Origin of the sequence: Tabrizicola oligotrophica, from assembly GCF_011008935.1 — a bacterium.
GTDB lineage: Bacteria > Pseudomonadota > Alphaproteobacteria > Rhodobacterales > Rhodobacteraceae > Tabrizicola_A > Tabrizicola_A oligotrophica.
In genome coordinates this window covers 124,130-136,039 of record NZ_JAAIVJ010000001.1, presented here as the reverse complement: position 1 = coordinate 136,039, position 11,910 = coordinate 124,130, and the positions used below count along the sequence as shown (strand labels likewise).

General features: G+C 68.0%; 13 protein-coding genes and 1 tRNA gene. 8 read left to right on the top strand and 6 right to left on the bottom strand.

The annotated features are described in order from the left end of the window. Nucleotides 1-21: 21 nt before the first annotated feature. Nucleotides 22-106 (bottom strand) — tRNA-Leu (locus tag G4Z14_RS00660). Between the two features lie 255 nt (nucleotides 107-361). Between G4Z14_RS00660 and G4Z14_RS00655 the strand changes: the two genes are divergently transcribed. Continuing rightward, nucleotides 362-847: a Hint domain-containing protein gene (locus G4Z14_RS00655; RefSeq protein ID WP_164622811.1), complete on the top strand. Its 486-nt coding sequence runs from the start codon at nucleotides 362-364 to the stop codon at nucleotides 845-847. 183 nt (nucleotides 848-1,030) lie between these two features. On the opposite strand, the gene G4Z14_RS00650 is transcribed toward G4Z14_RS00655, so the two are convergent. Continuing rightward, a complete protein-coding gene (locus G4Z14_RS00650; protein ID WP_164622810.1) occupies nucleotides 1,031-2,203 on the bottom strand; it encodes an FAD-dependent oxidoreductase in 1,173 nt (390 codons plus the stop codon). Nucleotides 2,204-2,296: 93 nt separating this feature from the next. Then, a complete protein-coding gene (gene dksA / locus G4Z14_RS00645) occupies nucleotides 2,297-2,719 on the bottom strand; it encodes an RNA polymerase-binding protein DksA (RefSeq protein WP_164622809.1) in 423 nt (140 codons plus the stop codon). A gap of 171 nt (nucleotides 2,720-2,890) precedes the next feature. Here dksA and G4Z14_RS00640 point away from each other — a divergent pair, with 171 nt between their 5' ends. The 7 genes from G4Z14_RS00640 (at nucleotide 2,891) to G4Z14_RS00610 (ending at nucleotide 9,022) form a co-directional block, all read left to right on the top strand. After that, nucleotides 2,891-3,733 carry an AAA family ATPase gene (locus tag G4Z14_RS00640; protein ID WP_164622808.1) on the top strand — a complete coding sequence of 281 codons (843 nt, stop codon included), beginning with the start codon at nucleotides 2,891-2,893 and terminating at the stop codon, nucleotides 3,731-3,733. Nucleotides 3,734-4,582: 849 nt separating this feature from the next. Then, nucleotides 4,583-5,950: a DUF2927 domain-containing protein gene (locus G4Z14_RS00635; protein ID WP_164622807.1), complete on the top strand. Its 1,368-nt coding sequence runs from the start codon at nucleotides 4,583-4,585 to the stop codon at nucleotides 5,948-5,950. Nucleotides 5,951-5,992: 42 nt separating this feature from the next. Beyond that, nucleotides 5,993-6,172 carry a hypothetical protein gene (locus tag G4Z14_RS00630; protein WP_227751529.1) on the top strand — a complete coding sequence of 60 codons (180 nt, stop codon included), beginning with the start codon at nucleotides 5,993-5,995 and terminating at the stop codon, nucleotides 6,170-6,172. A 4-nt stretch (nucleotides 6,173-6,176) separates the two neighbouring features. After that, on the top strand, nucleotides 6,177-7,358 hold the full coding sequence (locus G4Z14_RS00625) for a vWA domain-containing protein (RefSeq protein WP_164622806.1): 1,182 nt from the start codon (nucleotides 6,177-6,179) through the stop codon (nucleotides 7,356-7,358). After that, on the top strand, nucleotides 7,355-7,696 hold the full coding sequence (locus G4Z14_RS00620) for a hypothetical protein (RefSeq protein ID WP_164622805.1): 342 nt from the start codon (nucleotides 7,355-7,357) through the stop codon (nucleotides 7,694-7,696). Before G4Z14_RS00625 ends, G4Z14_RS00620 begins: the two co-directional genes overlap by 4 nt. After that, a complete protein-coding gene (locus G4Z14_RS00615) occupies nucleotides 7,693-8,292 on the top strand; it encodes a DedA family protein (protein ID WP_164622804.1) in 600 nt (199 codons plus the stop codon). Before G4Z14_RS00620 ends, G4Z14_RS00615 begins: the two co-directional genes overlap by 4 nt. A gap of 37 nt (nucleotides 8,293-8,329) precedes the next feature. Then, on the top strand, nucleotides 8,330-9,022 hold the full coding sequence (locus tag G4Z14_RS00610) for a M48 family metallopeptidase (RefSeq protein ID WP_164622803.1): 693 nt from the start codon (nucleotides 8,330-8,332) through the stop codon (nucleotides 9,020-9,022). A gap of 79 nt (nucleotides 9,023-9,101) precedes the next feature. Here the strand turns inward: G4Z14_RS00610 and G4Z14_RS00605 are convergent, their stop codons facing one another. From G4Z14_RS00605 to G4Z14_RS00595, 3 genes are read right to left on the bottom strand one after another with little or no spacing between them, the layout of a single operon-like run. Then, nucleotides 9,102-9,653 carry an RSP_2648 family PIN domain-containing protein gene (locus G4Z14_RS00605; RefSeq protein ID WP_164622802.1) on the bottom strand — a complete coding sequence of 184 codons (552 nt, stop codon included), beginning with the start codon at nucleotides 9,651-9,653 and terminating at the stop codon, nucleotides 9,102-9,104. A gap of 57 nt (nucleotides 9,654-9,710) precedes the next feature. Further along, on the bottom strand, nucleotides 9,711-10,970 hold the full coding sequence (locus G4Z14_RS00600; RefSeq protein WP_227751449.1) for an RSP_2647 family RNA methyltransferase: 1,260 nt from the start codon (nucleotides 10,968-10,970) through the stop codon (nucleotides 9,711-9,713). A 40-nt stretch (nucleotides 10,971-11,010) separates the two neighbouring features. Beyond that, the gene (locus G4Z14_RS00595; protein ID WP_164622801.1) at nucleotides 11,011-11,697 is read right to left on the bottom strand and encodes a DUF6778 family protein; all 687 of its coding nucleotides are present in this window, start codon (nucleotides 11,695-11,697) and stop codon (nucleotides 11,011-11,013) included. Nucleotides 11,698-11,910: the final 213 nt, after the last annotated feature.

Sequence of the window (11,910 nt, the reverse complement as noted above, 5' to 3'; positions counted from 1 at the left end):
GTCGTCCTTTTCATCCCAATCTGGTGCGGGTGGAGGGACTTGAACCCCCACGCCTTGCGGCGCTGGAACCTAAATCCAGTGCGTCTGCCAATTTCGCCACACCCGCAAATTCACCAAGGCGCACCCGACCCGCCGCAAGGGCAGGACCGCGCACGCCTTGAATTCCGCGCCCTTCTAACAAAGGCCGAACCGGGATGCGAGAGGAAAAAACGGGCCTGCAGCAGCCGGGGTCGATTGCGGGGATCCCGGCTGCCCGCCGGGCCATGGCCGCGAAAAAAGCGCGGGTCCACCCCAATCTCGCCACAATCAGGCGGAAAGAAGGCACAGCGCAGGGGCGCGGACAGCACAGGGGGACTTCGCGATGGCACAACTGGCTGAGGCTTCCTTCGCGGCGGAAACCAGCGCGCAAGAGATCTTCGCCGGCACCGGGCTGGTGCAGGGCACGCCGGTGCTGACACTGGACGGCGAATTGCCGGTGGAATTCCTCATGCCCGGCGACCGCGTCATCACCCGCAACGGCATGCGCAAGGTGCTGCAGGTCGAGGTGACCCGAGTGGAAAACGCCCGCGTGGTGGCGATCTCGCCCGACAGCCTTGGCGTCGGCCGCCCGGACGCAGTGATCTTCGTGGCGCCCGCGCAGGCCGTCCTGATCCGCGACTGGCGGGCCAAGGCGCTCTACGGCCGCACCGAGGCGCAGGTTGCCGCCGCCAGCCTGTGCGACGGCGAATTCATCCGCGCCGACATCCTGCCCGAGGCGCGCTTTGTCGCCCTGCGCTTCGCCGGCCCCGAGGTGATCTTTGCCGGCGGCACGGAACTGGCCTGCGCAGCGGTTCCGGTCGCGGCCTGACCCGCTCGCCGCAACATCCGGCCTGACCGGGAAGGTCTTGGCGGTTGCCGCCCTCCAGCCCCTCCCCTCGCCCCTTGGAGAGGGGAACCGCGCCCCGACTCTGCATCGGTCTGACAAAGACCGCCGATCTGCACCGATGGCCCCTCCTCTCCCCCTAAATGGGGCCGGGGGTGGGGGGCCGCCTCAGGCCCGCGTCACGTCATGGCCATAAAGCCAGTCATAGCGTGACAGCGCAAAGCCCGGGCTGAGCGCGCTGCCGATCTTCAACCCCAGATGCGCCACGCCGCGCAGCGGGCCTGCCAGATGATAGGCCCGTGCATTGCCGTTGGCCGCCGCCACGATGCGCGCGCAGCGCGGGCGGCGCGCCGCCTGCCAATGCGGCAGGGCCTCGGCCGCGGGGGCCTTGGCCAGATGGGCGGCAAGCGTCCAGGCGTCCTCGATTGCCATGGCCGCCCCTTGGGCAAGGAAGGGCAGCGTCGGATGCGCCGCATCGCCCAGGATGGCCACCGCCCCCTGCGGCATCGCTTTGTGCCAGACCTCGGCCACCGGATGGCGGAACAGGCCCCAGAGGTAGACATCCTGCACCTGCTCCAGCCAGCCCTGCACCCGCGGGGAAAACCGTTCGAAGGCGAGCCGCATCTCCATCGGATCGTCGCGCAGCGACCAACCCTCTTCGACCCAGCGCGCGCGCTCCTCGACCGCGACGATGTTGCGCAACCGGCCGCCGCGCAGCGGATAGCTGACCAGATGCCGCCCCGGCCCCATGTGAACCTCGGCCACGGGCGCAGCACCGGGCCGTTCCGGCACCAGCGCGCGCCAGGCGACCTGCCGGGTGAAGAACGGCGTCTCCACCCCGTTCAGCGCCGTGCGGGTTTTCGACTGCAACCCGTCGGCGCCGATCAGCAGATCAGTCTCCACCTCGGCACCCTGCCCGGTCACCAAGCGCGGACGCGGGCCGGACAGGTCAACCGTCTCGATCCGCTGCAAGAGCCGGATCTGCACCCCGGCGGCACGCACCGCCGCCGCCAGCATGTCGATGAGGTCGGCCCGATGCAGGAAGTGGTAGCCCTGATCGGGACGCAGCCGCATCAGATCCATGTTCAGGACCGTCTCGCCGGTCAGCCCGTCGCAGAGCCGCACCGCCTGCGCCCGGCCCTGCGCCGCCTCCAGCGCCGCGCCAAGGCCAAGCGCTCGCAACACCACTGCGGCGTTCGGGCTGATCTGCAGGCCCGCCCCCACCTCGCGGATGGCATCGGCCTGCTCCAGCACGGTGACGGAAAAGCCTTTTTGCGCCAGCGCCAGCGCCGCCGTCAGCCCCGCCACACCTGCCCCGAGAATCGTGACCTCTTGCGCCATGTCCTGCGCACCCCCGAATGAAAAAGCCGGGCGCAGCGGCCCGGCCTCAGCTTCACGACATCCGTGCCGGCGCACAAGCCCCGGCACCGGCGGTCATTCGTCGCGGTGCACCTTCTCGCGGCGCTCGTGCTTTTCCTGCGCTTCCAGCGTCATGGTGGCGATCGGACGGGCGTCCAGCCGCTTGAGGCTGATCGGCTCGCCGGTCATCTCGCAGTAGCCATATTCGCCCTCGTCGATCCGGCGCAGCGCGGCGTCGATCTTCGACACCAGCTTGCGCTGCCGGTCACGGGTGCGCAGCTCCAGCGCGCGGTCGGTCTCCTCGCTGGCACGGTCGGCCAGATCGGGCACGTTGCGGGCGGAATCTTGCAGATTCTCGATGGTCTCGGACGACTGGTCCAGCAACTCCTGCTTCCAGATCAGCAACTTGCGGCGAAAATACTCCAGTTGCCGCTCATTCATGAAGGGCTCGTCCTCGGCCGGACGGTAATCGTCGGGCAGGAACACTTCGGCTTTCATGGCAACACTCTCCAATCTTGCGAACCTCGCATCTGGGCGGGCCATACCCTGACACGGGCCGGAATGGGCGGTGCAATACCGGAATGCAAAGGGATTGTCACTAGCGGTTGCGACAAATTCCGGTGACGGATAGTGTCTCTCGCGAACACAATTCAGGGCCTTGATCCGATTATGAAATTCGCCTCGACCTCCTCTTATGTCGCCGCCGACGATCTGGCGGTGGCGGTCAACGCCGCCGTGACGTTGCAGCGCCCGCTTCTGGTCAAGGGCGAGCCGGGGACCGGCAAGACCGAACTGGCCCGGCAGGTGGCGGCCTCGCTGGACATGGAGCTGATCGAATGGCATGTCAAATCCACCACCAAGGCGCAGCAGGGGCTTTACGAATACGACGCCGTGAGCCGCCTGCGCGACAGCCAGCTGGGCGAGGCGCGGGTGCATGAGGTCAGGAATTACATCCGCAAGGGCAAGCTCTGGCAGGCCTTCGAAGCGCCTTCCCGCGTCGTCCTCCTGATCGACGAGATCGACAAGGCCGACATCGAGTTCCCGAATGACCTGCTGCAGGAACTCGACCGGATGGAGTTCCACGTCTACGAGACCGGCGAGACGGTGCAGGCGGTGCATCGCCCCGTCGTCATCATCACCTCGAACAACGAAAAGGAGCTGCCCGACGCCTTCCTGCGCCGCTGTTTCTTCCACTACATCCGCTTTCCCGACGCCGAGACGCTGGCGGCCATCGTGCGGCTGCATTTTCCCGGCATCAAGGAGCAGCTTCTGACCACCGCGCTGACCCAGTTCTTCGACCTGCGCGAGGTGCCGGGGCTGAAGAAGAAGCCCTCGACCTCGGAGGTGCTGGACTGGCTGAAGCTGATCCTCGCCGAGGATCTCGGTCCCGAGGATCTGCGGCGCGAGGGCAAGCACAGCCTGCCGCGGCTCTACGGGGCGCTGTTGAAGAACGAACAGGACGTGCAGCTGTTCGAGCGCCTCGCTTTCCTCAGCCGCACCGGACGCAATTGAGCGGGGCGCAGTTGAGTGGGGCGCAGCTGAAGCCATGGCCTCTTGCGCCAACTGTTTCGATATTTGATACAATCAGCGGATGAATCGGCGATTGTTTCCATCCCGGCACCAGACAGCGGCAGGGCGGGCGCGGCGCCTTTTCCGGGCAGGCTGTCCGGTCAACAATCCGTGCCCCTGACGCCGACTGTTGAGCCAATTTTCTCGAATCGGGCGATTCTGCCGATATTTAGCCATAGTGTTGACACATTATCCTCACGAACTGCGTATTTTTGAAATGTATTGAAATGTTTGGTGATATCTCTTGCGCAGATCTGGCGTTTCCGGCCCGGAACATATCCATGGGTAGATACAGCCATTGGCTGCAGAAACCGCAAGATTGACATGAACATGCCCCGTTAACGACACTGCCCCCATGTTGTCTTGTCTTCAGTGACGGTGTGATTTCGAAGACGGTTTTTGTCCCTCTGCCCCCGGCCTCCAGACAGGCCGGGGGCCGTCGGTCCCGGCCTTCTGCGGCTGGTCGATCGGGAAGAAGGGGGGCCTCGGCGCGGCCTGCTCGACGCGCGGGGAACCGGAAGCGAAGCCAGACCGCCACGCCTGAAGGCAGGTCGCGGTGGGGATTGCGTCCGGCCTTTTGTCCCAGAGGCGTTCCGGTGCGGTGCGGCATCGGCGGGTCTCGGGGTGCGGCGACGGAACGGGTCTTGCCCGGATCAGCAAAGCCCTTGGGGTCAGGTGCGGGGGCACCTCGCGCCCCAAGGGCGCTGAACCTCGGGCGGGCACGGGGCGGAGGCGGCACCTTGCCTGTCAATCCGGGGGAAACCCCACCTACATAGGTTCAGCTGCCAAGCCATGCGCCGTCTTTCCGTTTTCGCCCTTTGCCTGCTTGCGGCCTGTGCAGCAGCACCCAGCGCAGAAGTCACCAAAAGCTCTGCCACCGACGCCGGGGCGCTGACCGCCCTGCCCGCCTTGACCGCCCTGCCCGCCGGCAGCCCGGTCGCCACCCGGCGCGGCAATGTCGAGATTGTCCGCGATTTCCTCGATCTCACCTTCCGCATGGAAAGCGGGCGGGCCATCCCGGCGATGAGCCGGTTCGAAGGCCCGATCACCCTTGCACTCACAGGCGATGTGCCGGCGACGGCGGGGGCAGACCTTGCGCGGCTGATGGGGCGGCTGCGGTCGGAGGCCGGGCTTGACCTGCGCCCGGCGACCAGCGGCGAGGCCGCCTCGATCACCATTCAGTTCCTGCCGCGCGCCCAGATGCGCCGCGTGGTGCCGACGGCGGCCTGTTTCGTGGTGCCGGGCGTGCAGAGCTTTGCCGAGTACAAGGCGGCGCGCGGCACGGCGGCGGTCGACTGGGGCCAACTGACCCGGCGCAGCCATGTGGCGATCTTCATTCCCTCCGACACCAGCGCGCAGGAAGTGCGCGATTGCCTGCACGAGGAAATGGCGCAGGCGATGGGGCCGCTCAACGACCTTTACCACCTGCCCGATTCCGTCTTCAACGATGACAATTTCCACACCGTGCTGACCAGCTTCGACATGCTGATCCTGCGCGCCTATTATGCGCCCGAGTTGCAGTCCGGCATGAACGAGGCCGAGGCTGCCAAGCGCCTGCCGGCGCTGATGGCGCGGCTCAATCCCGGTGGCGAGGGGCGCGGCGGCACGCTGAAATCCATCGCGCCGCGGTCTTGGGTGGCGGCGGTGGAGCAATCCTTCGGCCTGCGCGGCGGCAGTGCCCGGGCGGCGGCGGAGCGGATGGTTTCGATCGCCATGGCGCAGGGCTGGAGCGACGGGCGGCTGGCGTTTTCGTGGTATGCACTTGGCCGGGCGCAGATCACCTCTGATCCTGCGGCCGCGGTGCGGGCCTTTGGCGAGGCGGGCCGCATTTACCGCGCGCTGCCCGGCGGACAGGTGCATGCGGCCCATGTCGACATGCAGCTCGCGGCCATCGCGCTGTCGACCGGTCAGCCCGCCCAGGCCATCCAGTTCGCCGACCGGGCCATTCCGGTAGTCACACGCGCCGAAAACGCCGCCCTTCTTGCCACGCTGATGCTCATCAAGGCCGAAGCCTATGAGAGCCAGGGCCTGGTGGCCGAAGCGAAGGCGCTGCGTCTCGACAGTCTGGGATGGGCGCGCTATGGCTTCGGCTCGGACGCGCAGGTGCGCGCGCGGATGTCGGAAGTGGCGGCACTCGGCGCGCGCGGACGCAAGGGATAAGGGGCGCGGCAAGGTCCGGCCCCGGCAAGAAGGGGTCGGATCGTGTACATTCCAGTCTTGGTTCTGGCAGCGCTGGTCATCGGGGCCGCTATCGGCGTCTGGCGGGCGAAACGCCGCGGGGGCAAGCTCTTGGACCTGCTGCAATACGCCGCCGCCCATGCCATCCCGCTGATGATCCTTGCGCTGTTCGTGACGATCTTCCTCGACCGTTCCGGACACTAGCGCGATGTTCCTGCCCTTCTTCCTTGCCTTGCGCGACGAAGGGGTGCCGGTCTCGCTGCGCGAATACCTCGCCTTTCTGGAAGGGCTGGAGGCGGGTCTGGTGACCCATGACCCCGAGGGGTTCTATTACCTTGGCCGGGTGGCCATGGTGAAGGACGAGCGCCACCTTGACCGCTATGACCGCGCCTTCGCCAAGACCTTCAAGGGGTTGGAGACGATCTCGGGGGCCGAGGTGCTGGAGGCCATCGACCTGCCGGCCGAGTGGCTGGCGAGGCTGGCCGAGAAATACCTGACCGCCGAGGAGCGGGCGCAGATCGAGGCGCTTGGCGGGTTCGACAAGCTGATGGAGACCCTGAAGGCGCGGCTTGCCGACCAGAAGGGCCGCCATCAGGGCGGCAACAAATGGATCGGCACCGCCGGCACCAGCCCGTTCGGCGCCTTCGGCTACAACCCCGAAGGCGTGCGGATCGGGCAGGACGAAAGCCGCCACCAGCGCGCCGTCAAGGTCTGGGACAAGCGCGAGTTCCGCAATCTGGACGACACGGTGGAGCTTGGCACGCGCAACATCAAGGTCGCGCTGCGGCGGCTGCGGAAATGGGCGCGCGACGGGGCGGCCGAGGAGCTTGACCTTGACGGCACCATCCGCGCCACGGCCGAACATGGCTGGCTGGATGTGCAGGTGCGCCCCGAGCGGCGCAATGCGGTGAAGGTGCTCTTGTTTCTCGATGTCGGCGGCAGCATGGACCCTTACGTCAAGGTGATGGAGGAGCTGTTCTCGGCCGCCCGGGCCGAGTTCAAGCATCTGGTGCCGTTCTACTTTCACAACTGCCTTTACGAAGGCGTCTGGCGCGACAATGTCCGGCGCTGGAACGCGCAGACCCCGACCGCCGAAGTGCTGCGCACCTATGGCGGTGACTACAAGTGCATCTTCGTCGGCGATGCCTCGATGAGCCCCTATGAGATCCTGCATCCCGGCGGCGCCAACGAGCATTGGAACCCCGAGGCCGGGCAGGTCTGGCTGACCCGCGCCTGCACCCAATGGCCCAGCCATCTGTGGATCAACCCGGTCCCCGAGCAGCACTGGCATCACACCCAGTCGATCCGGCTGATCCGCGACATCTTCGGCGGGCAGATGGTGCCGATGACGCTGGAAGGCATCGCGCGCGGCATCAAGGCGCTGCGATGATCCGGCTCTGGCAGGCTCATCCCCGATTGCTTCTGGCCTTCGCTCTGGCCGCGGGGCTTGCCATGTTCTTTGCCGGGCGGCTGGTCTGGGCCACGTTTTACTGGGCCGGCCACCGCGAGGAAGCGGTGCAGCCCTGGATGACGGTCGGCTATATCGGGCACAGCTGGCAGCTTGACCCGCGCGAGATCGACCGCCGCGCGGGCCTGCCGCCGCCGGAGGGCCATCCGCTGACCTTGCAGGAGATTGCCCGCGCGCGCGGCGTGCCGGTGGCCGGGGTCATCGCGCAGGTCGAGGCCGCCATCGCCGCGCTGCGGGCCGAAGCGGGCGGCGCGCCGTGACCGACTGGCTTCTGGCGCTGGTGCCGGCCTATGGCGCGTGGATCATCGCGGCGGCGACCTTCCTGTCCTGCCTTGCCCTGCCGATTCCGTCCTCGGTGCTGATGCTGGCAGCGGGAGGTTTCGCGGCGGCGGGCGATCTTGGGCTGACCTCGCTCGGGGTTGCGGCGCTGGCGGGTGCCGTTCTGGGCGACCAGCTCGGCTATGCCGCCGGGCGGCACGGCGGGGCGGCCTTGCTCGCCCGGCTGGAAGCGGCCCCGGCGCGCGCGCCCGTCATCGCCCGCGCCCGCCAGATGATGCGGCAGCAAGGCGCCGGCGCGGTGTTCCTGACGCGCTGGCTGTTCAGCCCGCTTGGCCCCTACGTCAACCTGATCGCCGGGGCGACAGGCCAGCCGCTTGCCGGCTTTACCCTCTGGGCGAGCCTTGGCGAGGCGCTCTGGTGCGGCGGCTATCTGGCGGCGGGATACGGCTTTGCCGGCAACCTTGCGGCGGCCTCGGACTTCCTCGGCGCCATCCTTGGCCTCATGGCCAGCGGCGCGGTGGCGGCGGGGCTTGGCGGGCTGCTGTGGCATCTGGCGCAGCGCGACCGGCCGTCATGAGCCTTGCGGGCGCGGCGATCTGCGCCATATTCAGGGCATGACGCTGAAGCTTCTCCCTTTTCTTCTGGCCATCGGCTACGCGCTCTTGATGCTGCGCTTTTCGGTCTGGCAGACCAAGCGGACGCTGGATGCCAATTCACGCCCCCTGAAGGGCGATGTGTTGAACGATCTGGCCGAGCGCATGGCTGCGGCGCTGGGGGTGACGGAAATCCGGCTGAACATCTTCGAGATCGACGCGGTGAACGGGCTGGCCGCGCCCGATGGCCGGATCTTCCTGACGCGCGGCTTTCTGGCGGCGCGGGCGCGCGGCGAGGTGACGAGCGAGGAACTGGCCGCCGTCATCGCCCATGAGCTGGGTCATGTGGCGCTGGGCCATATCCGGCGGCGGATGATCGACTTTACCGGGCAGAACGCGGTGTTCGTCGTGCTGTCGGCGTTCCTCAACCGCTTCCTGCCCTTCATCGGCATCTGGATCGCCAATGTCATTTCCACCGCGCTGATGGCCAGGCTGTCGCGCCGCGACGAGTTCGAGGCCGATGCCTATGCCTCGGCGCTGCTGACCAAGGCCGGGATCGGCACCGGCCCGCAGAAATCGCTGTTTCACAAGCTGGAGACGCTGACCGGCGCGCAGGGTGCCGAAATCCCGGTCTGGCTGCGCAGCCACCCCAAGGTGCCCGAACGGATCGCCGCCATCGAGGCCATGGAAACCCGCTGGAACGCCGTCCGGTAGCGCGGGGTTCCGTCCATTGGTGGGGCATGCCCCCCATCCGGCGCTCGCAGCGGGGGCTTTCAACCCGCCTTCCCCGCCCTCACCCCGCCGCCGTCTCCAGCGCCTTGCCAAGCCGGCGCAGCTGCGCCCGTTTCATCAGCGCCTTCAAGGGGATCGCCTCGCCCAGCATGCGCTCGGCCGTGGCGTGGACGTCGGCCACCACCTGCGCCACTTCGGCCGGATGGCGGGCGTGCAGCGCGCAGAGGAACTGGTCGGGGTCAAGCCGCTCCAGCCCCTCCTCGGCAAGGAGGTGACGCGGGAAGTCCTGCGCGTTGAAGGTGACGATGGCATCGGCATGGGCGGCGATGGCAATGGCCAGCACATGCAGGTCATTGGGATCGGGCAGCAAGAGCCGCGCCTCGATGCCGGGCTGTTCGCGGCACATGGCCTGCGGCAAGGCCAGCCGCGCGAGCGTGGCCTGCGCCTCGGCCTCCATCGCGGCGACCTCGCCCAGCTTGGCGGTGGCGCGCACCCATTCGCGCAGGATGCGCTCGGACCAGAGCGGCTGGTAAAGCCCGCGCCCGGCGACGCCCAGCAGAATCTCGCGCAGCACGGTGGGAAACAGCACGCAGGCGTCGAGAACCGCCTTCATCTCCCCGGCCTCCGGCACATCACGCCCCGCCGGGGCAGTCGGACGAGGCGGCGCGGCTCAGCCATCCAGATGGAACACCAGCGACTTCAGATAGCCGCTTTCGGCCAGCTGCGGCAGGATCGGGTGATCGGGGCCGGCAAAGCCGGTGTAGATGATCTGCCCCCGCCGCCCACCGCGACCGATGCCGCGGGCGCAGGCGTTGCGGAAGGCCGACAGGTCAGCCGCGTGCGAGCAGGAACACAAGACCAGATAGCCCCCCGGCGCCACCAGCGGCGCGGCCAGCCGGGCCACCCGCTCATAGGCGCGCAGCCCCGCCTCAAGCGCCGGTTTGGCCGGCGCAAAGGCCGGCGGGTCGCAGATCACCAGATCAAAGCGTGCGCCCTCGGCGCCAAGCGCCTCAAGCACCTCGAAGGCGTCACCCTGCCGGGTGGCAAAGCGCGGCGCAAAGCCCGAGGCCTCGGCGCCCTGCCCGGCCAGCGCCAGCGCGGCGGCAGAGGCATCGACAGACAGCGCACTGGCCGCACCGCCGGCAAGCGCGGCAAGGGCAAAGCCGCCGACATGGCTGAACAGGTCCAGCACGCGCGCGCCCTTGGCCAGCCGTGCGGCAAAGGCATGGTTCGGGCGCTGGTCGTAAAAGAGACCGGTCTTTTGCCCGCCCATGACATCGGCCAGATAGGTCGCGCCGTTCATCGGCACGGCAATCGGGGCCGAGACTGCGCCGGCCAGCAGCGTGGTTTCCTCGGCCAGCCCTTCCAGCCCGCGCGCCCGTCCGGTGCCGTTCTTGACGACATGGGCAACGCCCGTGATCTCAACCAGCGCCGCCACCAAAGCAGGCAAATGGGCTTCGGCCCAGGCGGCGTTGGGCTGCACGACGGCCGTGTCGCCGAAACGGTCGATGACGATGCCCGGCAAGCCGTCGGCCTCGGCATGGATCAGCCGGTAGAACGGCGCGTCGAACAGCCGCTCGCGCAGCGCCAGTGCGCGGCTCAGGCGGGTGGCGAACCAGGCCGCGTCAATCACCGCCTCGGGATCGCGGTCAAGCATCCGGGCGATGATCTTGGACCGGGTGTTGACCGTCACCAGACCCAGCGGCCGGCGGTCGCCGTCCTCCAGCACTGCCAGCGCACCGGGCGCCAGCCCCTGCGTGCGCCGGTCGGTGACCAGCTCATCGGCATAGACCCAGGGAAAGCCGTGGCGGATCGCCCGCGCCTCGGCCTTGGGTTTCAGGCGCACCACGGGGCGGCCCGTGAGCGGGGCGCCGGCGGGCGGGATTTCGGTCTGGGCGGGGGCGTCAAACGAGGAAGGGGAGGTCATCATGACCTCCCCTTACCCTGTTTCGAAGTCACCGGAAAGCGCCTTACTCGGTGACACCCGCCACCGGGGTCTGCAACCGCGCCACGATCATCTCCTGGCTTGCCGGTGCCGAGAGTTCGCGCCGGATCACCTGCGCCAGCCGCTCCACCGTCACCACGCGCTGGGTGCGGCCCATGCGTTCTTCCTCGATCGCCGCCGAGCCGCCCGCGGCCTTGACATCGGCCACCACCTCACGCGGGCCGTCCAGCACCACGCCAGAGGCGCTGTCGCGCACCGTCAGCACGAAGCGCATCTCATGCACGCCGCCGATGGTATAGCGGGTCTTTTCGGTCAGGGCGTGGAAGCGCGTCACCTCCACCTCCAGATCCACCTGGCGGCCGGCATGCATCGAGGCCGTGCCCGTCGTCATCGCGTCCTGAAAGATCGCGGCCACCTGCGCATAGCGGTCGCCAAGCGCCTCGCCGCGCCAGACGATGTCGGCGCGCGGCTTGAAGGTATTGGCCTCGGAAACCTTCAGCGCGCGCGGCACCGACACCCGGATCGCCGCCACCTCATATTGCGCCGCGAGATAGATGGCCGAAGGGTCCGCGACGCTGCCGGCCGACTGCGAATTGGCCGCGCCAAGGTTCGACGCAATCGGCGCCCCCCGCGTGGCCGGGTCATTGGCGGAAACGCAGGCCGACAGGCCGAGCGCGGCAAGCATCATGGTCAGATGACGGAACGAGATCATTTTTCGCACCCTTTCTTCAGCCCCGCCTGCAAGACAGGCCGGGCGCTTTGATCGGTTAATGCCGGGTAAATGTGGCTGCTTTGCGCCGATCCTTGTGCATTTTCGGGGAGATCCCGCGGCGCTGGCGGCTCGTCTTGCGGCGATTTGGCTTGTTTCCGCGGGCCACTGGCCGCAAAATCGCGCCAAGGCCCGGACCACGCATCCTGCAGGCAG

Coding starts and splice junctions, on each gene's coding strand:
- G4Z14_RS00610 (WP_164622803.1), top strand. CDS start 8,330: ATGACGCTGAAGCTTCTCCCTTTTCTTCTGGCCATCGGCTACGCGCTC.
- G4Z14_RS00625 (WP_164622806.1), top strand. CDS start 6,177: ATGTTCCTGCCCTTCTTCCTTGCCTTGCGCGACGAAGGGGTGCCGGTC.
- G4Z14_RS00600 (WP_227751449.1), bottom strand. CDS start 10,970: ATGATGACCTCCCCTTCCTCGTTTGACGCCCCCGCCCAGACCGAAATC.
- G4Z14_RS00635 (WP_164622807.1), top strand. CDS start 4,583: ATGCGCCGTCTTTCCGTTTTCGCCCTTTGCCTGCTTGCGGCCTGTGCA.
- G4Z14_RS00650 (WP_164622810.1), bottom strand. CDS start 2,203: ATGGCGCAAGAGGTCACGATTCTCGGGGCAGGTGTGGCGGGGCTGACG.
- G4Z14_RS00595 (WP_164622801.1), bottom strand. CDS start 11,697: ATGATCTCGTTCCGTCATCTGACCATGATGCTTGCCGCGCTCGGCCTG.
- G4Z14_RS00640 (WP_164622808.1), top strand. CDS start 2,891: ATGAAATTCGCCTCGACCTCCTCTTATGTCGCCGCCGACGATCTGGCG.
- G4Z14_RS00655 (WP_164622811.1), top strand. CDS start 362: ATGGCACAACTGGCTGAGGCTTCCTTCGCGGCGGAAACCAGCGCGCAA.
- dksA (WP_164622809.1), bottom strand. CDS start 2,719: ATGAAAGCCGAAGTGTTCCTGCCCGACGATTACCGTCCGGCCGAGGAC.
- G4Z14_RS00620 (WP_164622805.1), top strand. CDS start 7,355: ATGATCCGGCTCTGGCAGGCTCATCCCCGATTGCTTCTGGCCTTCGCT.
- G4Z14_RS00605 (WP_164622802.1), bottom strand. CDS start 9,653: ATGAAGGCGGTTCTCGACGCCTGCGTGCTGTTTCCCACCGTGCTGCGC.